Genomic DNA, 23019 nt, shown 5'->3' on the forward strand with positions numbered 1-23019 from the left:
CGAAGTGAAAAGATTAGGAATTTCGCTATATCCGCAGCATAGTACACTAGAAGAAATGAAGCGTTATGTTCAGCTAGCTCATGACAACGGCTTTGATCGTATTTTTACATGTCTGATGTCATTAAAGCAGGAAGAGGAACGGCAAAAATTACAGCAAATAAACCAATTTGCACAGCAATTGGGCTTTGACATTTCTGCAGATATAGCCCCAGCTGTTTTTCAAGAGCTAAATTTAACCTATAGAGACATAGGGTACTTGAAGGAACATTATCATTTGGCAGCATTACGTTTAGACATGGGATTCTCAGGTCAGGAAGAAGCATGGATGTCACTTGATGCAAGTAATCTGAAAATAGAATTAAATATTAGTAATGGTACAAAATATGTAGACAACATTTTATCTTACCATCCGAATAAAGAGAACATTATCGGCTGTCATAATTTTTATCCAAGACGCTTTACGGGTTTATCTCGTCAGCATTTTTTACAAACCTCTCATCAGTTTAAAGCAAACAATATTCGGACGGCTGCGATGATTTCCTCTCAGAATGGTAAATTCGGGCCATGGGAAGAAACGGAGCATGGATTACCTACATTGGAGGAACACCGCCACCTCCCAATTACTGTTCAGGCAAAAGATTTATGGCATACAGGGTTAATCGATGACTGTATCATCGGCAATATGTATGCATCTGAGGATGAAATACGTGCATTAGGTCAATTATGCCGCAATAAGCTTGAGTTAAAACTTGTTCAGTCAACAGACACGAGTATTTTAGAAGAAACCATCCTTTATAAAGAACCACATTTTAATCGTGGAGATGTATCTGAATACGTAATTCGTAGTACCCAATCTCGAGTGAAATATAAAAATGGGGATTTTCCAGTTCATGATACACGTCCATTAAAAGTTGGAGATGTCACAATAGATAATAATTTGGATGTACGTTATAAGGGTGAGCTACAAATCGTACTAAAGGAAATTCCGAATGCTGGGTCTAGTAATGTTGTCGCAAGTGTTGCTGAAGAAGAACAGTTTTTACTAGCGCACATTCAACCGTGGTCATCATTTGGTTTTACGAAATGAAAATAAGGGAGAAAGGGATTGAGCTATCAATCTCTTTTTCTTTATGAGAAAGGAAATGATGTTATGTATGTATTAGCCATTGATGGAGGTGGCACAAAAACGACGGCGGTTATTTGTGATGAAAAAGGCCAATGTTTTGCCCAAATAGAAACGACTCGCAGTAACCCTACAGCCATGGATCAACCCTATTTCGAAGCCACAATCCATTCAATCATGCAAAGTTTGCAGCAACAAAATCCTCAATTAGTGGCAGAAGTTACTAGCTGCTTTGCGGGTATGGCGGGCGTCAAAGAGCTTCGAGCAGAGGGCATTGTGGAAGCTATCTTACGTCAATATGTATGTAGCTCAGCAACTATTACGGTGGACAATGATGCGTTAATCGCTCTTTATGCGGGTACACTTGGAAAGGCAGGTATAGTTCAAATCGCCGGAACAGGTGCCATTACGATGGGGTATGATGAGCAGCAACGTTTTTATCGAGTAGGTGGCTGGGGTTATCTTTTTGATGATGAGGGGAGTGGCTATGATTTAGGTGTTCAGTTACTAAAAGCTGTGTTTCAAAGTTATGATGGTAGAGCTTCTGCTACTGTATTAACAGAAGCTGTGCTGAAACATTTTTCTGTGGATTATGTGCCGCAATTAATCGCATGTGTTTATGGAGAAGAGCATCCACGCACAGTTATAGCACCACTCAGTACATATATTTTTGAAGCGGCTGATAATGGTGATCTTATAGCTAAGCGAATCGTTGAAGATGCTTGTCAAAACTATTATAGGGCGATTAAAGCATGCTATTCTCATATGGAATGGACGCAAGAAGAAGTGCTTGTCGTCTTATGTGGAGGCGTGTTTACGAACGAAAATTATTTTGTACCAAGACTTCAAGCTATGGCAATGGAGGAGACACTGCCATTCCGTTTTAAGACCCCAGATTTACCTCCAATAGGTGGGGCTGTCATTGCAGCCCTTCAACAAATAAATGTCCAGTTTTACAGTTCTTTTGTAGAGACCTTTCAAAAAAATTATGTATAATGAAGCACAGAGCAATTGAATGAATTCAATTGCTTTATTTTTTTCTTTATAATTTTCACTTGATGAATAACATGATAAAATGTAAGATAGATTTTGATTTTATCTTAGTATATAACTAGGTTTACTAATAAAATTTCATAGATGGAGAGTGTCAGGATGTTACATCAATTTTCACGTAACGAGCTCGCTATAGGAACAGAGGGTCTCGAAAAATTAAAAAATACAACGGTTGCTATTCTTGGAGTAGGTGGCGTTGGATCTTTTGCAGCTGAAGCGTGTGCACGAAGTGGTATCGGCCGTATTATATTAGTCGATAAGGATAATGTAGATATTACAAATGTGAACAGACAATTAGTAGCGTATCTATCTACAGTTGGCCAATCTAAATCAGCTATCATGAAAGAACGCATTGCAGATATTAACCCTGCATGTGAAGTCATTGATATGCATATGTTTTATACGGAAGAAACTTATGAAGAATTTTTCGCGCAAGGCATTGATTATGTCATCGATGCAAGTGATACAGTAATGTATAAAATTCATATTATGAAAGAATGCTTAAAGCGTAATATTCCTATTATTTCAAGTATGGGTGCAGCGAATAAAATGGACCCTACGCGCTTCCAAATTGCGGATATTTCAAAAACCCATACAGATCCATTAGCTAAAGTTATTCGTACGAAATTACGTAAAGAAGGAATTCATAAAGGTGTGACCGTTGTATTTTCAGATGAAAGTCCAATTGTCGTACGTCCAGATGTCGTTGAACATGTAGGGAAACCTGATGCTGCTATCCGCAAAGCGAAGATGCCACCTTCTTCCAATGCTTTTGTGCCATCAGTAGCTGGTTTAATTGCTGCTAGTTGGGTAGTTAATACAATCTTAAAAGATGTGAAAATAACACGAGTACAAGGTTAATAGCCTAGATGGTTTTCAAAAAACAGCATAATTGATCATTTTCATAGAAGTAGCTACCTTAATTGTTTTAGAGGTGGCTACTTTTTCTATGTTACAATTAGACCGTTGAAAAAAGGAGGCATATACAGATGGAAAAAATTTATCAAATGGAGTATAGAGGCTTAAATCTTTTCGATGAAATAGGCACTGTTGAGTTAGCTATAGATGAAGAAAAGCAAACGATACATATTTTTGATGTTGGACAGGTTGTAAGCCCCATTTTTAATTTTGATGTATCTGCCTATGAATTGTCAGATGGCTTTTATAAAATGGCCGATGTATTGCGTCATAAGAGAATATTAACGAATCAACAAGCTGCTAGTGACTTAACATTAAGTGAATGGCTCATTAAAAACAATGCTTATTTTTATATACCGAATAAACGTATTAAAAAATATGTCAAGGGAAGTATTGTTGAAATTGTTGATCAAACAAAGGAATTAGCGTTATTTGATGAATATGTACAAAGGGTATAATTTTACCAAAATAGTTCCTCTTATGTGCATAAAATGCTATTAATTCACGAAATTGTCTTATTTTTTTCATGTCCTCACTACTCCAATTGGTTTATTGCTATAATTTGAATAATTCCAATAGATAATCGATCAGTTTGTTTGGGATGCTTTGAGCTAATCAAAAAATAGCCATGAAGTGAAATCAACAAATGACAAATGGGAGAGTGGGAAAATGGAAATTCAAATTATTCGTGATCATTTAGATATTGTCAAACTTCAAGAGAAAATGAATGCCATTGTATTTGATTACTTAGACACTTCTGATAATTATCCGAAAGCGATGCGAGAATTAAATCCTTTATATACACAAGTGACAACTTTTTATAAGGAATATCTCGATAATCGAGCAGGGGAGATTCCAAGTGCAAATACTTATTGGCATTTGTTTATAGACTGTAGTGCCAAGTTGTGTTATTTTTTAGCTGCTTCAATGTATTATTCATCCAATGCTTTGCAAAAGACGCCTGAAAAAGTTGAGAAGTTATTAAATATAGCGGCCTCTTCTTTGCCTAGTATTGAACAAGAAGAAAATGAGCAATTGTTAACAGATATATTTGCCCTCATGACTGAAGTTGTAGAGGATAAAGAAAAAGTGACTACATTGCGTAATGATGTGCTTGTACAAAAAGGTGATGTGAAGCAATGTCTTCAACAGTTTAAATTATTTGTTGATCATGAACTGATTGTCTAGACAATTTTAGGCACTCTATTTTCAGAAAATAGACTATACAACAAGAATCTACGTGACTTCTGTAGTTATTTCTTGTTTTTCTACAATGTTTGGTGTTAGAAAAACAGATTTTACTTGCCTATTTAAGTCTCGTGGGTTCTTTTTTATATTTAGAAAGTAAAAGGTACATATTCTTAAAAGGTATTTCTTCTTTTTTGTCGAATTATAGTTAAAAACAGGTAATTGTTGTGTACACTATATTTGACACTGTAAGTACAGGTTGAAAGGGGGCTAGGCAATGATTGTAAATGGTACTGAAATAGATTTGACGAATTTGGAAAAACCACTTTTACTAGTCAGTGAGGAAGAAGAACATTTATTTCGACGACTACTCCAACCGACGATTGAGCATGAGCTTATTCAATGCCAATTAGCGCTCTCTACACGGAAATCCATTTCATTGGTCAAAGATATTTGGCTGGCTATGTACAAGGATTCAGAAAAAATATATATCAATAGCGACCATGCCATGCTGTACCCCATTCGTTTAATTCTTTTTGAATTAGTAACCCAGGCAGAGTATTTTCAGCGCTTAGCAAAAAAATCACGTGGTGATGAATGTCTTTCCCTTATTTATGCGGTTATCCTGTTACAATTTGTTTTACAGTGGTTGAAAGATCGTTTTAGTGACAATCAAGAGGTCTATGGTGCATTAAAGCTGTTATATAGAGTGACAGATGATGAAGTACGGAATGAACAAACTCCTGAAACAAGAGAACAAAAGATTGCTCAAGCAATTGCTGTAAAAGCTATTCGCTTTGAGGTGCGAGAAAACTGTCAAGAGTTCGCCAGCTTGTTGTATCAATCTTATAATTTGATTGTTTTTTTGCATAGCAAGGAAAATGAAGAAGGTGGGAAAGAATCTATTTTGCCTTTTCTTCGAAATGTAGCGGAGACGTTGCAACGTTTTTATAAAGAACGATACACAACCTATAATGCTAGCAATTCAGGATGATTGTCGGGGCAGTCTATCCTGTTTTTTTGTCTTAAAAAAGCAAAGTCACCTCTATCGCTAGAAGTAGTGACTTTGCTTAGGGAACTATTTTTTATGTTGATGAAAAGATTTAAGCTTTTCGTAGATGCTAGCCATACGTTTTTCTTCACCTGCAATCACTGGTTTATAAAACTCGGTTCCTACAAGCTCATCTGGTAAGTATTGCTGATCTATCCAACCACCAAATGTTCCGATTGGGGTGTTATGCGGATACTGATAACCGACATGTCCTAGATCTTTTGCACCTGCATAATGAGCATCACGCAAATGATGAGGAATATCACCCGTTTTACCTGCATGAATCGCTTTTATCGCCTCATCGATCGCAGCAATAGCTGAATTAGATTTTGAAGCTAAACACATTTCAATTACTACACTTGCTAGTGGGATACGTGCCTCTGGTAATCCAAGACGTTCTGCTGCTTGTATAGCCGCTAACATATGGGGACCTACCTCAGGGTTAGCAAGACCAATATCTTCATACGCCATGACAAGTAAACGTCTGCTGACAGCAACTAAATCACCAGTTTCTAATAAATGCGCTAAATAATATAGTGCGGCATTAGTATCACTGCCACGTACAGATTTCTGTAGGGCAGAAAGTAAATTATAAAAATGCGAGCCTTTTTTATCACCATATACACCGATGCGACTAATAAGGTGTTCAATGATATGATCGGCTGCAATCGTTTGTCCATCTACTTCATCACTTGCATAATAAATGGATTCTAACAAAGTCAATGCTTTTCGGGCATCTCCGTTAGCTGCCTCAGCAATGAGCTCAATTTGAGAATCTGTTAAGGCAAAATGATATTTAGCTAGACCGCGTTTTTCATCCGCAAGTGCTTTTTCTATAAGCTCAATTAAATTTTCCTTTGTTAACCGTTTTAGTTGATAAATCTCACCACAGCGTGAACGAATAGCTGGATTGACATCGTGGTAAGGATTTTCTGTTGTTGCACCAATTAGCACAATCGAGCCATTTTCAACATGTGGAAGCAAAGTATCTTGCTGTAATTTATTGAAGCGATGAATTTCATCCAAAAAAAGAAGGACTTTTCCTGAGACTCTGGCTTCTTGTACAATATCTTCAACATCTTTTTTACCAGCTCGTGTTGCGTTGAGTGCGAAGAAAGGGAGCTGAGAGCTTCCTGCAATCGCATTTGCTATAGAAGTTTTGCCAATGCCAGGTTCTCCGTAAAGTAACATGGAAGGGACATGTTCATTTTGGATCATTTTATAAAGAGCTGTGTTTGGACCAATAAAATCTTGATGCCCTACAATTTCATCAAGTGTTAAAGGACGCATTCGAAAAGCCAGTGGTTCATTGTGCAAATTAAATCCCCCTTTCAGCTGTTGTTGTTATTTTTAATTCATCCATTTATATGCACTTAAAAAAAGCGCTGATATAGGATTGCTGAACGATGTTGAATCGCATTATTTAGTATATCATATCCTTCTAGGTGTATTTCCGAGTTCATCAAGAGGAGATTATGATATACTGTTGGTAGTAATTTTGACTAGACTAATTGAGGGTGATAAAATGAAAATTTCAACAAAGGGCCGTTATGGGCTTACGATTATGATTGAATTAGCAAAGCATTACGGAGAGGGTCCTATCCCTTTACGTAAAATTGCTGCTGAAAAAGAGCTTTCAGAGGCATATTTAGAGCAATTAGTGTCACCGCTTCGTAATTCAGGCTTAGTAAAAAGTGTACGTGGCGCTTATGGTGGTTATATGCTAGCGAATCCACCGAGCGAAATTTCTGCAGCCCATGTTATTAGTGTACTAGAAGGGCCAATCCAACCAGTAGAGGGTATTGAAAACGAGGAGGCACCACAACGAGAGTTATGGTTACGCATTCGTGACGCCGTAAAAAATGTGTTAGATACAACGACAATTGAAGATTTAGCACAATACACAGAAGAAAATGTAGCAGAAGGCTATATGTTCTATATTTAAAATGTTTAGGCTAAAGCGCTGCTCCCCATCCATTTATCATATTTTGGTTGAAAATAAAAGGTGAAATCTATCGCACAGCTGTGTGTATTGGACTTCACGCTGAATGTTTTTGATAAGCATATGATAAAAGATGTGGGGTCCAGCGCTTTTTATCAAAAAGGAGTTTTCAACATGAATTCATATATTTATCTCGATCATGCGGCCACTTCACCGATGAATGGCCAAGTTATAGAAGCGATGACGACTGCCATGCAACAGGTATTTGGCAACGCATCCAGTATACATGGAGCAGGTCGAGAGGCGCGTAAATATCTCGATGATGCTCGTGACATATTAGCGAAGTCCATTGGTGCTCAAGCGGGAGAGATTATCTTCACAAGTGGTGGTACGGAAGCTGATAATATGGCTATTTTAGGTACTGTTTATGCCCGGGCTAAAGAAGGGAAGCACATCATTACAACACAAGTAGAGCATCATGCGGTGTTACATACATGTGAAAAACTTGAACGAGATGGCTTTGAAGTGACCTATTTACCAGTGGATAAGTCGGGGCGTGTAGCGATTGAGGATGTCCAAAAAGCGCTTCGTGAAGATACGATTTTAGTGACAATTATGTATGGCAATAATGAAATCGGTACTATTCAGCCGATTGCTGACATTGGCGAGCTATTACAAGGACATCAAGCTACTTTCCATACAGATGCAGTTCAGGCTTATGGTTTAGAACCAATTGATGTTGGTCAATTAAAGGTTGATTTATTGAGTGTGTCTGCCCATAAAATTAATGGTCCTAAAGGAATTGGCTTCCTTTACCAAAAGGCTGGAGCTCCTTTAGCTAGTTATGCTTTAGGGGGCGCACAAGAGAAAAAACGTCGTGCAGGAACTGAAAATATACCTGCAATTATTGGCTTTTCAATGGCTGTACAAGTTGCAAATAAGTTGCGTGAAGAAAAGCGTTCACTATACAATCACTTTAAGCAAATTATGCTGGATGTTTTTTCACAGGAAAAATTAGCGTTCCATGTTAATGGTGATAAAGAGCAGTCATTGCCACATGTTTTAAATATCAGCTTTGAGGGCATGGAAGTAGAATCGTTTTTAGTGAATCTTGATATGGCAGGAATCTGTGTATCTAGTGGTTCTGCATGTACCGCTGGGTCGATTGATCCATCACATGTGTTAGTTGCAATGTTTGGACAAGGTGCCGAGGAATTACGAAACTCGATCCGATTTAGCTTTGGTCAGGATTTAACGGAAAAAGATATACGAGACGCAGCTGAAAAAACGGCACAAATTGTGCAAAAACTAGCTAAAAAGTAATTTGCGAAGAACATGTTAGGTTTCTACAATTTTGGAAGCACTAACTGTAAATAGATAAAAGAAAAGGTGACCACAATGAAAGAAACACGTGACCCCTCTCAAATTCGCGTTGTTGTCGGCATGTCTGGTGGGGTAGATTCGTCGGTGGCTGCATACTTGTTAAAACAACAAGGGTATGAAGTAATCGGGATCTTTATGAAAAACTGGGATGATACTGACGAAAATGGTGTTTGTACAGCAACAGAAGATTATGATGATGTAATAAAAGTATGTAATCAAATTGGCATCCCATATTATGCTGTGAATTTTGAGAAACAATACTGGGATAAAGTTTTCACATACTTTTTAGAAGAATATAAGGCAGGACGTACGCCAAATCCTGATGTGATGTGCAACAAAGAAATTAAATTCAAAGCATTTCTAGATCATGCCATGAGCCTTGGCGCAGATTATTTAGCGACTGGTCACTATGCACGTATTGATCGTAGTGGTGATGGTGAAGTGCAAATGTTACGCGGTGTTGATGACAATAAAGATCAAACATACTTTTTAAATCAACTATCACAGGAGCAATTGGCACATGTTATGTTCCCAATTGGCGACATTGAGAAAAAAGAAGTGCGTAAAATTGCCGAAGAAGCAGGTCTGGCAACAGCGAAGAAAAAAGATTCAACAGGGATTTGTTTTATAGGCGAACGTAATTTTAAAGAATTTTTGAGCCAGTTTTTACCAGCGCAACCAGGTAATATGGAGACTATGGATGGTTTAGTCATGGGAAAACACGACGGTTTAATGTATTATACACTTGGGCAACGACACGGTCTTGGTATTGGTGGAGACGGTGAGCCATGGTTTGTGTTAGGGAAAGACCTAGAGCGTAATGTTCTACTTGTTGGACAAGGCTTTGACAATGAACATTTATATTCTACTTCTTTATCCGCTGTAAAAATGAACTATACTTCGACAAAAAAATTGCCCGGGAAATTTTCTTGTACAGCAAAATTCCGCTATCGTCAAACTGATACACCGGTAGAAGTGGAGATATTAGCAGATGGTCGTACACATATTACATTTGCTGAGCCTGTCCGTGCAATTACTCCAGGACAAGCGGTAGTTCTCTATGATGGAGAAGAATGTATTGGTGGCGGAACGATTGATGAAGTCTTTAAAAGTAACGAAAAGCTAACATATGTTGGATAACTTGCGTTTAGACTGCTTTTATTGCCACTTGGCTTCATGGAAGCAGTCTTTCGCTACATAGAGGTGATGAAATAGTGAATTATAATGAACAGGGCATTCAAGCATTTCAAGATAAGCGTTACGAAGAGGCTGCCCAACTATTTACAAAGGCGATAGAAGATGAGCCCGAAAATGCCATTGGTTATGTTAACTTCGGAAATCTATTAGCTGTCTTAGAGGATATAGAACGGGCAGAGCGTTTTTTCCAAAAGGCTATAACTGTTGATGAAACAGCGGCTACCGCTTATTACGGGTTAGCAAACCTCTATTACAATGCGGAGCGCTATGCTGAAGCTGTGAAGCTTTACGAACAAGCACTCAAGCATAATATTGAAGGTGCAGATGTGTACTATATGATGGGGAAATGCTTTGAGCGTATGGAAAATTCAAAATTAGCATTGCCTTATTTACAAAGGGCCGTTGAAATTGCTCCTGAAGATACACAGATCCGTTTAGCCTATGCAATTGTGCTGTGTGCACTAGAAATGTTTGAGCAAGGGAAGAAGGAACTGGATCTTTTAATCGAGCAGGACTGGAATAATGCAGATGCACACTATAATTTAGGCGTATTGTATGCAGTGTCAACAGAGCAAACAGAAGATGCAATGTATCATTTGAAACAAGCCTTTACATTACAGCCTGAATACGATCAAGCACGTTATATTTATGATATGATTGCCCAGCGATTTAACTAATAGCTAAAAGCAGCAAGTGTCAATTGACAAACTTGCTGCTTTTTCATGTAGTTATATAGTAGGGTTTTGGCAGTTCATGGTTCAAAATATTATTACCATTAAATATTTTTTTGTAAAATTTATCTCTTTCTCTTTTATTTTCAGGTTAAACTTGTTAGTGTATGTCATGCAGGAAAGGAATAGGTGACATGATGAATAAAGTATTTATTGCACTATTACTTGTAACAGCGCTTGCTGCAATTGAAGGAACGATTGTTAGTACAGCTATTCCAAGTATTACAGCTGATTTGTTAGGCGTAGATTTAATAAGCTGGATTTATTCCGCTTATTTACTAGCTTCTGCTATCGCTGCGATTATCTTCGGTAAGTTAGCCGACTTATTTGGGCGCAAACGGATGATTATTACCGGTATCATAATTTTTTTAATTGGTTCCATGTTATGTGGGTTAGCGCAATCGATGGAGCAATTAATTGTCTTCCGCGCAATTCAGGGGATTGGCGCAGGATCGATTTTACCTATTACATTAACAATGGTCGGAGAATTATTTACGACTGAAAAAGCACGTGCTAAAGGACAAAGCTATTTAAGTATGGTATGGGGCGTATCTGGCGTGGTTGGTCCACTATTTGGGGGTTTTATTGTTGACCAAGTGTCATGGCACTTTATATTTTTCATTAACGTACCCTTTGGCTTAGCTTCTATTTATCTAATTGTTAAACATTATAAAGAGCAGGTAGAAGCAGTGAAGCGTAAAATTGATTACTTAGGCGCTGGATTATTTACTGTCGGAATGGTTTCGCTACTATATGTAATTATTGAAAACAGTAAAACACAAGCTTGGTTATCAAGTCAATCGCTCCTTATGTATGGTGTTGCGGTGGCATTTTTAGGCATTTTTATATGGGTGGAGCTACGAGCAGAAGAGCCGATTATTCCGTTAACACTGTTTAAAAATGGCCGCTTAATGGTGATTAATTCACTAACATTAACCACGATGTCTATTGTGATTGGTGTAACGGTTTATATTCCGATATATGCACAAAGTGTTCTTGGGAAAAATGCCACACAAGCTGGCCTACTTTTAACACCAATGTCTATATTCTGGACGATGAATTCCATTATGGCAGGTTACTTAATCGGACGTTTAACAAATAAACGAATTATCCAAATGGGTACGATTTTATTGGTTACAGGAACGATAATGCTTGCAAAACTATCTTCAGGTTCCAGCGATATCAGCGTATATCTCGGTTCATCATTAATCGGGCTGGGTATGGGCTTTATCATGCCAATGTTAATGATTTCCATTCAAAAGGTGGCTGATCCGAAGCAACTGGGTATTTCTATTGGTCTCAATTCCTTTACCAATACATTTAGCCAAGCGGTCGGTGCAGCACTATTTGGGATGATTTTTAACCTTGCAACGAGTGAAAAAATGGCTTCATTAGGGAAGGGAGAAATTCAGCTTAATGGAGAGTTTGCAAAAGGCGGCTTTAGCATAGAAGAAATCATCTTTTTAAAGGTAACAATTGCTGATGGTGTAAGCTTTGTTTATATAACTACCTTAGTTTTTGCCAGTTGTGCCCTTATTCTATCCTTCTTTATTGCAACGAAATCCAAAGACAAAGCTTAAACAAAAAAAATCCACCTTCTTTTCCTGTGAGGAACTTTTATCGTTCCTGTAGGAAGCTAGGTGGATTTTTTTCGTCTAAAATATTCTAAAATTACTTAATCATTATTGTTAATGGTAGGGAGTTGTGCAAAATATTTAGCTAGCTGAGATATAGGTGTACTATCTAACAAAGAAGGCTCGGCCTCATTTTCTTTTAATATATTGATTTCTTTATTTAGTCGCTCCATTTTTCGATCTAACTCAGCGGCTTGTAGTGCGGCTTCTTTTAATTCAACCCGAATATGTTCAGGTACTTCTTTATTATATTTATAATAAATTTTATGTTCTAAGCTTGCCCAAAAGTCCATCGCAATTGTCCGAATTTGAATCTCTGTATACACCTTTTCCATATGGTCTGACATGAAAATTGGAATTTTTATAATAAGGTGCAAGCTTTGATAACCATTTTCTTTAGGTTTAGCAATATAATCCTTCACCTCTACAACCTCAATGTCATGTTGTGCCTGTAACATGGCACTGACTTTATAAATATCCTCGACAAATGAACAAGTAATACGAGCACCTGCTATATCACGAATGTTTTCGCGAACACCTTCCATCGTTGGAGGAAGTTCTTTTTTCAACATCTTTGTTAAAATGCTTTTCGGTGATTTTACACGTGTTGAAATATGCTCTATTGGATTATATTCATGAATCAGCTTAAATTCTTCTTGCAGAATATTGATTTTCGTTTCCACTTCCTGTAATGCAAATTTATAGGCTAAAAAGAAGCGTGTTAACTCTGTTTGAAATGATTTTAAAGAGTTTACTTCGAGTTCGGTTTTCATAGTTTAAATCCTTTCCCCTATGTCTGTGGACACATATTTATTTTCCACTACTCATTTTATGTAGAATTGTCATTTATCTCAATAAAATAGCAACCAATTATTGGCGAGATTTAAATAGTAAAATAGTTTTTTATAATAATGGAGCTTTTCTACATTATATATAACTATCATAAGAGGTAAAAGGTTTCGGAAAGGTAGGAAGGATTGAAAGGATTAGATTAAGGAGATTGAGAGAAGTGTCACAAACAAAGGGGGAAAATGCCCCTTTGTCTTAACTAATAATTTCCGCATTTAAGTTATAACGTTTATTAAACTCATCCACAAATACTTGTAGGTCAATATAAGTCCCGATATAGGGCTCTGTTTCTTGATCGCGTAGGAAACCACAAGTAGCCTTTAATGATTTTGAAAACTCTAGTAACATTTGTTCATTATCGAGTTGAACATGGATAGCAAGAGAATGATCTTTTTTATTCACTTTAAAATACTTACCATCAATGATACGTTCTAAATTTGTTTCTTGAAATGGAAATACGTAATTTTTATAGATGAGGTTCATATTATCCCGCCTTTTTGCAATATTTTACTACATCTGTGTAGGGTAGATCTCCTCCAAAAATGGACAGAGCACTCCCGATAGTGACATGAAGTTTTCCGCTGGCTAATTGGTTAAACATTTCTAAGTCTTCCAGTGAACGAACGCCACCTGCATAGGTTGTTGGAATAGAAGTCCAGGCAGCAAGATCCCGTACCAAATTTTCCTGCATGCCACCCTTTTTTCCTTCCACATCGACTGCATGAATTAAAAGTTCATCACAAAAATTTTCAATATACTGGATAGATGCTGCATTGACTTCAAAATGACTAAATTTTGTCCATTTATCAGTCACAACAAACCATTTGCCATCTTTCATCCTGCAACTGAGATCAATGACAAGATGTTCTTTACCGATTAATTCGTTTAAGTTTTTTAAGCGTTCTAAATCAAGCTGACCATCATGAAAGATATAGGAAGTGACAATGACATGTGAAGCACCAGCATCAATATATTTTTTGGCATTCGCAGCAGTAATACCACCACCAATTTGTAAACCTTGAGGAAATGCAGCTAATGCGGCTAAAGCAGCATCTTCATTTCCTGGGCCAAGCATGATGACGTGTCCACCTGTTATGTGATCTTGCGCAAACATTTGTGCATAGTAGCTAGAGTCAAAACTAGAAGTAAAATTCTCAACGACTGATTGATTTGAATAACCTAAAGTACTTCCTACAATTTGTTTTACTTTGCCATCATGTAAATCGATGCAAGGTCTAAATTCCAATAACTTCACGATCCTTTCGTGCAACTATTTCTTATTTATCATAGCATGGAAATATGGGTAAAAGCAGAGAATTATCATTTGTCGAAATAATGTAAAAATAACGAAGGGGAAATAATTTATCAACGAAATAATGATATGTATATGGTAAAATGAAAAGATTGAAAACAATTAGAAAGGACGGACCGAACATGACCGATCATCCCGATTTATTTGAACTCAATAAATTTTTTATACTCGGACGTCCAATCGTCTCTATTTTTCATAACACACAAAATATGTATTCCATTGTGCGTGTGAAAATTCAAGAGACAAACTTACAATATGAAGATAAAGAAATTATCGTTGTTGGGTATTTTCCGCCGTTACAAATGGATGAACAATACCGTTTTACGGGCATTTTAAAACAGCATCCTAAATATGGTGCTCAATTTCAAATCGAGACATTTACAAAAGAGGTACCCGCTACTGAACAAGGAATAATTCATTATTTATCCAGTGACTTATTTGTAGGAATCGGGAGAAAAACAGCTGAAACCATTGTTGAAAAATTAGGTGCTAATGCATTACGTCTTATTTTGGAAGATCCAAGTGCACTTGACGCTGTCCCACGTTTATCCGCTGAAAAAAAAGAAGTGATCCATCGCACGATTGAGCAAAACCTAGGTTTAGAACGTGTAATGATCCAGTTGAATGAGTGGGGCTTTGGTCCACAGCTTGGAATGAAGATCTATCAAACCTATCGAACAGAGGCCGTTGAATTATTAACAGAAAATCCATATCGCTTGATAGAAGATGTGGAAGGGGTAGGATTCTTTCGAGCGGATGAGCTTGGTGCGAAATTAGGGATTACCGGAAACCATCCTGATCGTGTCAAAGCAGCGATTCTCCATAATTTAAATACTGCCGCTTTATCTGACGGGCATGTCTATCTAGATGCGGAGCATGTTTTACCACTCGTAAAGGAAATGCTTGAACAAAGCCAACGACAGGAAATTCCGTTTGAGGACATCTCAAAAGCATGTATCGAACTACGTGAAGATGGGAAAATTTGTGGGGAAGAAACAAGATTATATTTACCATCTCTTTATTTTTCAGAGGTAGGAATTGCCTCAAAAATTTTGACGCTTATTGAGCGAAATAGCAAGGCTGAGCATTTTAGCAAAGATGAGATCCGCAAAGCGATTGGTGAAACTGAGGAACTACTTAATGTGACCTATGCTGAAACGCAAGCAAATGCTATTGAACAGGCGCTAAATTCAGCAGTGATGATTTTAACGGGAGGACCTGGAACTGGTAAAACGACTGTTGTACGCGGAGTTGTTGAAGTCTATGCGAAGCTACATGGCTTGTCATTAAATCCAAAAGAATATGCTCAAAAAGAAGAGCCTTTTCCCATCATCCTTTGCGCACCCACTGGACGAGCTGCCAAGCGCTTAGCTGAATCCACCGAACTACCTGCTATGACTATTCATCGTTTACTCGGGTTTACAGGTCAAGAAAAAGAGGAAGAGACTGAACGAGAGGTAACAGGTAAGCTTATTATAGTGGATGAAATGTCAATGGTGGATACATGGCTAGCCCATCAGTTACTTAAAGCTTTACATGAGGAAGTACAGGTTGTCTTTGTGGGGGATCAGGACCAGTTACCACCTGTAGGACCAGGACAGGTGTTAAAGGATTTATTAGCATCCAAGCAACTTCCGACTGTGGAATTGACAGATGTTTACCGTCAAGCAGAGGGCTCTACAATTATTGAACTAGCCCATCAAATTAAAAAGGGGACAATCCCCAAGGATTTAACATCCAAAACTACTGATCGTTCGTTTATAAAAGCTTCCGTCGATCAGGTTGGAAATGTTGTGACGCAGGTGGTAAAAAGTGCTGTTGCTAAAGGTCAAGAAATTCGTAATATTCAAGTACTAGCTCCCATGTATAAAGGACCTGCGGGCATTGATAATTTAAATAAAATGATCCAAGAGCTTATCAACCCTAATGATACAGGGACAAGAAAAGAACTTGTCTTTGGAGACGTAACTTATCGAATAAAAGATAAAGTCCTACAGTTAGTGAATCAACCAGAAAGTAATGTTTTTAATGGGGATATGGGGGAAGTCATTAGTATTATTAAGGCAAAGGAAACGATAGAAAAACAGGATTTACTTGTCGTTTCATTTGATGGAATAGAAGTAACTTATCAGCGTAGTGATTTGAATCAACTAACATTAGCTTACTGTTGTTCCATTCATAAATCTCAAGGATCAGAGTTTCAGACTGTCATTATGCCTGTTGTAAAAGGGTATTCAAAAATGTTGCGTCGTAATCTTTTATACACTGGGATTACGCGAGCCAAAAACTTTTTGATTTTATGTGGTGAACCAGATGTCCTTGCAGATGGCTTACAGCGTACTGACGATCTACAGCGTTTCACATCTTTACGCGCACGACTAAATCCAATGGATATCAATGAAGTAATTATTGAAGTCGAGGCAGTTCCAGTAGAAAATGAAATTGTACAAGAATCGGCTGTTATTGAACCTAAATTAACAGTAGAAACAGCACCATATATTCATCCAATGATTGGTATGGAGCAAGTCTCCCCATATGATTTTTTGGATGATTAAAGGATGTACCCGATTAGATTTCGTTCTGATCGGGTTTTTCTAATTCGTCATATCGTCACCTAATATTTGGACATTTCATATACTAGATGAGTACAAAAACATAGGGAATGTTTAGGGGTGACAACATGCCAATAATTTCAGGACAGCAGTATATTGAACGTATTGATGCTTTAAAAACGTATATTTCGATTGACGGGGAAGTTGTGACTAATAAAGTGTCAGAGCATCCTGCATTTAAGGGGATCATGCAAAGTCAGGCAAAGCTCTTTGATTTTCAACATCAAGATTCGTTTCTTGAAAAAATGACATATGAATCGCCAACTAGCAAACAGAGAGTTGGCATGTCTTTCCTTCAAGTAATGACTCCAGAAGATCTCATAAATCGACGTTTAGCCGCCAGAGAATGGGCTTTACTAACACACGGTATGATGGGGAGAAGCCCTGACTACATGAATACGACATTGATGGCTTTGGCATCAGCATCAGACTTTTTGAAAGATAAGCCAAATTGTTTTCCAGACCATTTGCTGAAGTTTTATGAATATGCCCGTGAAAATGATATCTCCATGACACATACCTTTATAGAACCGCAAGTAAACCGCAAGCGTTATTACTATGAAGATGAAGAAGTAATCATAGCTGCCAAAATAGTTGCAAAAACGGGCGAAGGCTTAGTCATTAAAGGAGCGAGATTATTAGCCACACAGGGAGGAATAACGGATGAACTTCTTGTTCTATCAACAAATGGCTATGATGAAGGAAAAAGTTTTGGCTTTTCTATACCGAGTAACACAAAGGGCTTAAAGTTTTTATGTCGGCAATCCTTTGTCTGTGGAGACTCTACGTTTGATAATCCTTTAAGTGCTCGTTTTGAAGAAATGGATTCGATTGTTGTTTTTGATGATGTAGTTGTCCCATGGGAGCGGGTATTTTACTACGAAAATGTGGAAGTGGCCAATCAATTTATGAATGTTAGTGGCTTCCAGGCATATAGTTTGCATCATGTACTGACTCGTCAAATAGCAAAGACAGAATTCGTCCTAGGGGTTGTCCAATCGATTGTAGATACGATTAATATCGGGGATTTCCAACACGTCCATCAAAAAGTGGTAGATGTAATTGTGGCTTTAGAAACGATAAAAGCTTTACAATTAAAATCAGAAATTGAGGCACAAAGGGATTCGTTTGGCTTTATAAGACCAGACCTATCGACATTACAGGTCGCTATTCATATCTTCCCAAAAGTATATCCTACCTTTACAGAAATCATCCAGCAACTGGGAGCAAGTGGATTAATGTCCATACCGAGCGCAAAAGCTTTTGCAGCTGATGATGGGGATCTTGATCACTATCTGCAATCATTTCAAGATAAAGGCGAAGAACGTGTTAAAAAATTTCGATTAGCTTGGGATTTAACGATGAGTAGTTTCGGCACTAGGCAAACGCTGTATGAGCGGTTTTTCTTTGGAGACCCAGTTCGTTTATCAAGCCTGCTCTATCAATCCTATAGGCGCGAGCATTTAGTGCAGAGGGTAGAAGACTTTCTGAAAAATGATTGATTAAGTTTGACAGTTGTGAAACTATCCGTTATTATTTATAGGAATAAAAAAATAAGATTCCCTTCGTTAGGTGAGGCTCCTATGCTGGAGATACGCTACTACCCAAAAATGTCGAGAGACGCCAATGGGTCAACAGAAATCATCGAAATAAGGTGTTTTTTAACGTAGCTGGACATATTCCTATGCCGCATAGTGCTAAAACTCAACGTTTGAAGGTAACAAACATGCAAAGATTTTTTATTGCTATTTTTTGATATGTGTATTCAACACGCCTTCATTCGTAGAAGGCGTGTTTTTGTTATGAAAGGAAGGTGATGAGAAATGGATAGTAGTCCTGAGCCGAATAAGTATGATGAAGGTAGTCAGAAAGTATTGAGAGAGTCGTCGTTTCTTATCGCCGACACAGACAGAAGGCATTAAAAGAAAGCCTTTTGTTCCTCTAATAATAAAACACGAGGTGAAGTATCATGATTAAAATTCACTATTTCGATCACAATAGCAATACAGTCCAACATGATTTCAACATGAAAGATTTAAGACTTCCCATTCATAACGAGGATTTATTATGGGTGGATTTATATGCGTACAGTCATAATGAATTAAATAATATAGCAGATGTATTTGGCTTTCATCCACTAGCAGTTGAAGATTGCTTACATGAAGGCTCGCGCCCGAAAATGGATAGTTATGGGGATTATAAATTTTTCGTTTTCCATGCGCCAATCTACAATGAAAAAAGTAACAATGAAATTACAACGGTCGAGTTAAATATTTTTATGGGACCAAACTATGTTGTTACTGTCCATAAACACAAATTACAATGGCTAGGCCACATAGAAAATGTTTGTTTGAATAGTACGAAATATATGGAAAAGGGCACTGACTTTTTATTGCATACCATTATTGATGGAATTACAGACGAGTATTTTCCTGTATTGGAGCGAATTCGAGCACGTATAGATGAACTTGAAGAAGAAATTTACGATTATCAACCGAAAGTAGTAACAGAAGAATTTCTTGCATTAAAACGGACAATTATTTTAATTCGTCAGGCTATCATGCCTCAAAGAAGAATTTTTTCAACCATTAATGGCCAATGGAAATTTGATATTCAAGAGGAAAATATACCGTTCTATAAGGATTTAAATGATCATCTTGAACGCATTGTCGACTCCACTGAAACCTATCGAGACTTAGTCAACAGCACGCTAGATACGTATTTTTCGATTATCAGTGGCAAGTCCATTGAAAAGCTGAACTTGTTAACTGTTATTTCGACAATTATGTTACCTTTATCTGTGATTACTAGCTTCTTTGGTATGAATGTACCTTTACCTTATCAAGATTCACCTATTACAACCATTACTATTAGTGCCTTTTTAGTGTTATTTACTTGGGGAATGTGGGCATACTTTAGAAAAATGATTGCCTAGTTACAATTAGCAATACTAGTGCTAATTGACAGGTGAACAGATTTTTTTTATAATTTTCGTTAGAGAAAGTAAAAACGATGATGGAAAAAGTACGTATTTGCGTGTGTAAAAGAAAGGGATTTCTTGGCTGAAAAAATCCTCACAATGCAAATGCCGAAAGCTACTCCAGAGTGCAACTAATCCCTGCCGTTCACTGACGTTACAAGTGCTAAAGAGGTAAGTAAGAACGTTTACTTACAACTAGGGTGGTACCGCGAGACAGATGACAAGTCCTCGTCCCTTTTTGGGGATGAGGGCTTTTTTATTTTCTTTCAGTAAAAGAATTCCATTTATAGTGATGGATACCAAATGTTGCTGACAGGGAATAAATGGGTCGTAAGAGTCTGGTTCATATCGTGATTTACAATATAAACAAGGAGGAATTTATCCAATGAAAGCAGTAGATATTCGTCATATGTATTTGGAATTTTTTAAAGAAAAGGGGCATCACCATGAACCGTCCGCACCTCTTGTGCCAATAAATGATCCATCCTTACTTTGGATTAATTCAGGCGTAGCTACACTTAAACCGTATTTTGACGGTCGTGTTATTCCGGACAACCCTCGAATTACAAATGCTCAAAAATCAATTCGTACCAACGATATTGAAAACGTAGGAAAAACAGCGCGTCACCATACGTTCTTTGAAATGTTAGGGAACTTTTCAATTGGTGATTACTTTAAAAAAGAAGCTATTCATTATGCTTGGGAATTTTTAACGGATAAAAAGTGGATGGGCTTTGATCCTGAATTATTATCCATCACAATCCACCCAGAAGATCAGGAAGCATATGATGTTTGGCATCAAGAAATTGGTATTCCTGAAGAACGTTTAATTCGTCTGGAAGGAAATTTCTGGGATATAGGTGAAGGTCCATCTGGCCCAAACTCAGAGATTTTTTATGATCGTGGCGTTGAATACGGCTCAGACGAAAATGATCCAGAAATGTACCCAGGTGGGGAGAATGAACGTTACCTTGAAATTTGGAACCTAGTGTTCTCTCAATTCAACCATAATCCTGATGGTACGTATACACCACTACCGAAGCAAAATATTGATACTGGTATGGGTCTAGAACGTATTGTCTCAGTGGTTCAAAATGTACCAACGAATTTTGATACGGATTTATTCATGCCGATCATTGAAAAAATTGAGGAATTTGCCAACCGTAAGTACAAACGTCCTGGTGAAGTAGATTTAAATGAAATTTTTGGCTCAGAAGAAGATATTAATACGCCATTTAAAGTTATTGCAGACCACATTCGTACTGTAGCGTTTGCAATTGGTGATGGTGCCCTTCCTTCAAACGAAGGCCGTGGCTATGTATTACGCCGCCTACTACGTCGCGCAGTTCGTTACGCAAAACAAATTGGTATTGAGAAACCATTTATGTTTGAATTAGTCCCAACAGTGGGTAAAATCATGGAAGACTTCTATCCAGAGGTAACGGAAAAATGTGAATTTATTCAACGCGTTATTAAAAATGAAGAAATTCGTTTCCATGAAACATTAGATGGTGGTCTTACGATCTTTAATGAAGTAGTTGAATCACAAAAAGCAGCTGGTCATGATTATATTCCAGGAGCAGATGCTTTCCGTTTATATGATACTTACGGTTTCCCTATCGAATTGACGGAAGAATATGCAGAAGAAGTAGGAATGAAAGTCGATCATGGGGGCTTTGAAGCGGCAATGGAAGAACAACGTGAACGTGCGCGTGCAGCTCGTCAAGATGTTGACTCTATGCAAGTACAAAATGAAGTATTAGCAAACTTAACAGTTGCCAGCGAATTTGTTGGCTTTAACACGTTAGAAGCTAATACCGAAATAGCTGCAATGATTGTTAATGGTCAAGTGGCTAAAGTAGCATCTGAAGGCCAAGAAGCATTAGTTATTTTAGCCAAAACACCATTCTATGCTGAAATGGGTGGTCAAATTGCCGATAGCGGTATCATTTCAAATGATAGCTTCACTGCTGTGGTGAAAGATGTTCAAAAAGCACCAAATGCTCAACCGCTCCACACTGTAGTGGTTGAATCAGGTGAAATGCATGTGGAAGATGCTGTACAAGCAATTGTTAATCGTGATGACCGCAATTTAATTATTAAAAACCATACTGCGACACATATTATGCAACGTGCGTTAAAAGATGTGTTAGGCGATCACGTCAACCAAGCGGGCTCTTATGTAGGTCCTGATCGTTTACGTTTTGACTTCTCTCACTTTGGTCAAGTGACAAAAGAGGAATTACAGCAAATTGAACGTATTGTTAATGAAAAAGTGTGGGATGATATAGAGGTCGTTATTGAAGAAATGGGCATCGATAAAGCGAAAGCAATGGGTGCAATGGCGTTATTCGGCGAAAAATATGGCGATGTTGTCCGTGTCGTTTCAATTGGAGATTATTCAATTGAGCTATGTGGTGGTATCCATGTAAAACGCTCTTCTGAAATTGGTTTCTTCAAAATTGTTTCAGAAGGTGGAATCGGTGCAGGTACTCGTCGTATTGAAGCTGTTACAGGTAAAGTGGCTTATGAAGTTGTAAAAGAAGAAGAAGCTCTATTAAATGATGCAGCGTCATTATTAAAAGCAAATCCTAAAGATATCGTAACAAAAGTACAAGCATTACAGGGTGACTATAAAGAATTACAACGTGAAAATGAAGCATTATCTCAAAAAATTGCCAATGCTCAAGCGGGGGCAATTGTTGATGCAGCACAAACAATTGGAGATGTAACAGTTCTTTCTACAAAAGTAGACGCAAAGGACAATAACCAACTGCGCCAAATGATGGATGATTTAAAAGCGAAAATGCCAAAAGCAATTATCGTTCTTGGAGCAGTCGATGGCGATAAAGTGATGTTATGTGCAGGTGTATCAAAAGATTTAGTTGGTGGCAATTACCATGCGGGGAATATTGTGAAAATGGTTGCAGAAGCTTGTGGTGGTAAAGGTGGCGGTCGTCCAGATATGGCGATGGCAGGAGCAAAAGATGCATCAAAACTTGATGAAGCACTACTTTCTGTGTATGATTATGTTAAATCCATTTAA

General features: G+C 37.7%; 19 protein-coding genes, 1 riboswitch and 1 other annotated feature. Of the genes, 15 read left to right on the plus strand and 4 right to left on the minus strand.

What is annotated here, in order from left to right; all coding sequences use genetic code 11:
• Nucleotides 1-4: 4 nt before the first annotated feature.
• From AO843_RS00575 to AO843_RS00600, 6 genes are all read left to right on the plus strand, one after another.
• Complete coding sequence (locus AO843_RS00575; protein ID WP_054609220.1) at nucleotides 5-1087, plus strand: DUF871 domain-containing protein; 1083 nt, start codon at nucleotides 5-7, stop codon at nucleotides 1085-1087.
• A gap of 18 nt (nucleotides 1088-1105) precedes the next feature.
• Nucleotides 1106-2119: an N-acetylglucosamine kinase gene (locus AO843_RS00580; RefSeq protein WP_231630037.1), complete on the plus strand. Its 1014-nt coding sequence runs from the start codon at nucleotides 1106-1108 to the stop codon at nucleotides 2117-2119.
• 156 nt (nucleotides 2120-2275) lie between these two features.
• Nucleotides 2276-3037 carry a tRNA threonylcarbamoyladenosine dehydratase gene (locus AO843_RS00585; RefSeq protein ID WP_054609221.1) on the plus strand — a complete coding sequence of 254 codons (762 nt, stop codon included), beginning with the start codon at nucleotides 2276-2278 and terminating at the stop codon, nucleotides 3035-3037.
• A gap of 128 nt (nucleotides 3038-3165) precedes the next feature.
• Nucleotides 3166-3552, plus strand: coding sequence for a hypothetical protein (locus AO843_RS00590; RefSeq protein WP_054609222.1), 387 nt, complete (start codon nucleotides 3166-3168; stop codon nucleotides 3550-3552).
• 211 nt (nucleotides 3553-3763) lie between these two features.
• The gene (locus AO843_RS00595) at nucleotides 3764-4282 is read left to right on the plus strand and encodes a hypothetical protein (protein ID WP_054609223.1); all 519 of its coding nucleotides are present in this window, start codon (nucleotides 3764-3766) and stop codon (nucleotides 4280-4282) included.
• Nucleotides 4283-4559: 277 nt separating this feature from the next.
• Entirely contained in the window at nucleotides 4560-5276 is a 717-nt protein-coding gene (locus tag AO843_RS00600) for a hypothetical protein (protein ID WP_054609224.1), read from the plus strand.
• A gap of 84 nt (nucleotides 5277-5360) precedes the next feature.
• Here AO843_RS00600 and AO843_RS00605 read toward each other — a convergent pair whose 3' ends face one another.
• Complete coding sequence (locus AO843_RS00605) at nucleotides 5361-6650, minus strand: replication-associated recombination protein A (RefSeq protein WP_054609225.1); 1290 nt, start codon at nucleotides 6648-6650, stop codon at nucleotides 5361-5363.
• A gap of 208 nt (nucleotides 6651-6858) precedes the next feature.
• Between AO843_RS00605 and cymR the strand changes: the two genes are divergently transcribed.
• The 5 genes from cymR to AO843_RS00630 all read left to right on the plus strand — a co-directional run bounded on the left by cymR (nucleotide 6859) and on the right by AO843_RS00630 (nucleotide 12166).
• On the plus strand, nucleotides 6859-7278 hold the full coding sequence (cymR, locus tag AO843_RS00610; protein ID WP_008181126.1) for a cysteine metabolism transcriptional regulator CymR: 420 nt from the start codon (nucleotides 6859-6861) through the stop codon (nucleotides 7276-7278).
• A 171-nt stretch (nucleotides 7279-7449) separates the two neighbouring features.
• Entirely contained in the window at nucleotides 7450-8598 is a 1149-nt protein-coding gene (locus tag AO843_RS00615; RefSeq protein ID WP_054609226.1) for a cysteine desulfurase family protein, read from the plus strand.
• 75 nt (nucleotides 8599-8673) lie between these two features.
• Nucleotides 8674-9798: a tRNA 2-thiouridine(34) synthase MnmA gene (gene mnmA, locus AO843_RS00620; protein ID WP_054609227.1), complete on the plus strand. Its 1125-nt coding sequence runs from the start codon at nucleotides 8674-8676 to the stop codon at nucleotides 9796-9798.
• Between the two features lie 74 nt (nucleotides 9799-9872).
• The gene (locus AO843_RS00625; protein WP_054609228.1) at nucleotides 9873-10532 is read left to right on the plus strand and encodes a tetratricopeptide repeat protein; all 660 of its coding nucleotides are present in this window, start codon (nucleotides 9873-9875) and stop codon (nucleotides 10530-10532) included.
• Between the two features lie 191 nt (nucleotides 10533-10723).
• Entirely contained in the window at nucleotides 10724-12166 is a 1443-nt protein-coding gene (locus tag AO843_RS00630; RefSeq protein ID WP_054609392.1) for a DHA2 family efflux MFS transporter permease subunit, read from the plus strand.
• A 95-nt stretch (nucleotides 12167-12261) separates the two neighbouring features.
• Here AO843_RS00630 and AO843_RS00635 read toward each other — a convergent pair whose 3' ends face one another.
• From AO843_RS00635 to hisA, 3 genes are all read right to left on the minus strand, one after another.
• A complete protein-coding gene (locus AO843_RS00635) occupies nucleotides 12262-12993 on the minus strand; it encodes a GTP pyrophosphokinase (protein WP_054609229.1) in 732 nt (243 codons plus the stop codon).
• Between the two features lie 271 nt (nucleotides 12994-13264).
• Nucleotides 13265-13552 (minus strand): hypothetical protein, encoded by a 288-nt coding sequence (locus AO843_RS00640; protein WP_054609230.1) that lies wholly within the window; start codon nucleotides 13550-13552, stop codon nucleotides 13265-13267.
• A 1-nt stretch (nucleotide 13553) separates the two neighbouring features.
• Nucleotides 13554-14315, minus strand: a complete 762-nt coding sequence (gene hisA / locus AO843_RS00645) for a phosphoribosylformimino-5-aminoimidazole carboxamide ribotide isomerase (RefSeq protein ID WP_054609231.1) — start codon at nucleotides 14313-14315, stop codon at nucleotides 13554-13556.
• A gap of 188 nt (nucleotides 14316-14503) precedes the next feature.
• On the opposite strand from hisA, the gene AO843_RS00650 reads away from it, so the two are divergent.
• The 4 genes from AO843_RS00650 to alaS all read left to right on the plus strand — a co-directional run bounded on the left by AO843_RS00650 (nucleotide 14504) and on the right by alaS (nucleotide 23019).
• The gene (locus tag AO843_RS00650) at nucleotides 14504-16936 is read left to right on the plus strand and encodes an SF1B family DNA helicase RecD2 (RefSeq protein WP_054609232.1); all 2433 of its coding nucleotides are present in this window, start codon (nucleotides 14504-14506) and stop codon (nucleotides 16934-16936) included.
• Nucleotides 16937-17061: 125 nt separating this feature from the next.
• A complete protein-coding gene (gene hpaB, locus AO843_RS00655; protein WP_054609233.1) occupies nucleotides 17062-18495 on the plus strand; it encodes a 4-hydroxyphenylacetate 3-monooxygenase, oxygenase component in 1434 nt (477 codons plus the stop codon).
• A 55-nt stretch (nucleotides 18496-18550) separates the two neighbouring features.
• A riboswitch (M-box (ykoK) riboswitch) is annotated at nucleotides 18551-18716 on the plus strand.
• A gap of 246 nt (nucleotides 18717-18962) precedes the next feature.
• Nucleotides 18963-19928 (plus strand): magnesium/cobalt transporter CorA, encoded by a 966-nt coding sequence (gene corA / locus AO843_RS00660; protein ID WP_054609234.1) that lies wholly within the window; start codon nucleotides 18963-18965, stop codon nucleotides 19926-19928.
• A gap of 68 nt (nucleotides 19929-19996) precedes the next feature.
• Nucleotides 19997-20212: a binding site (T-box leader), on the plus strand.
• Between the two features lie 146 nt (nucleotides 20213-20358).
• A complete protein-coding gene (gene alaS / locus AO843_RS00665; protein ID WP_054609235.1) occupies nucleotides 20359-23019 on the plus strand; it encodes an alanine--tRNA ligase in 2661 nt (886 codons plus the stop codon).

This window comes from Lysinibacillus sp. ZYM-1 (assembly GCF_001308875.1).
GTDB lineage: Bacteria > Bacillota > Bacilli > Bacillales_A > Planococcaceae > Lysinibacillus.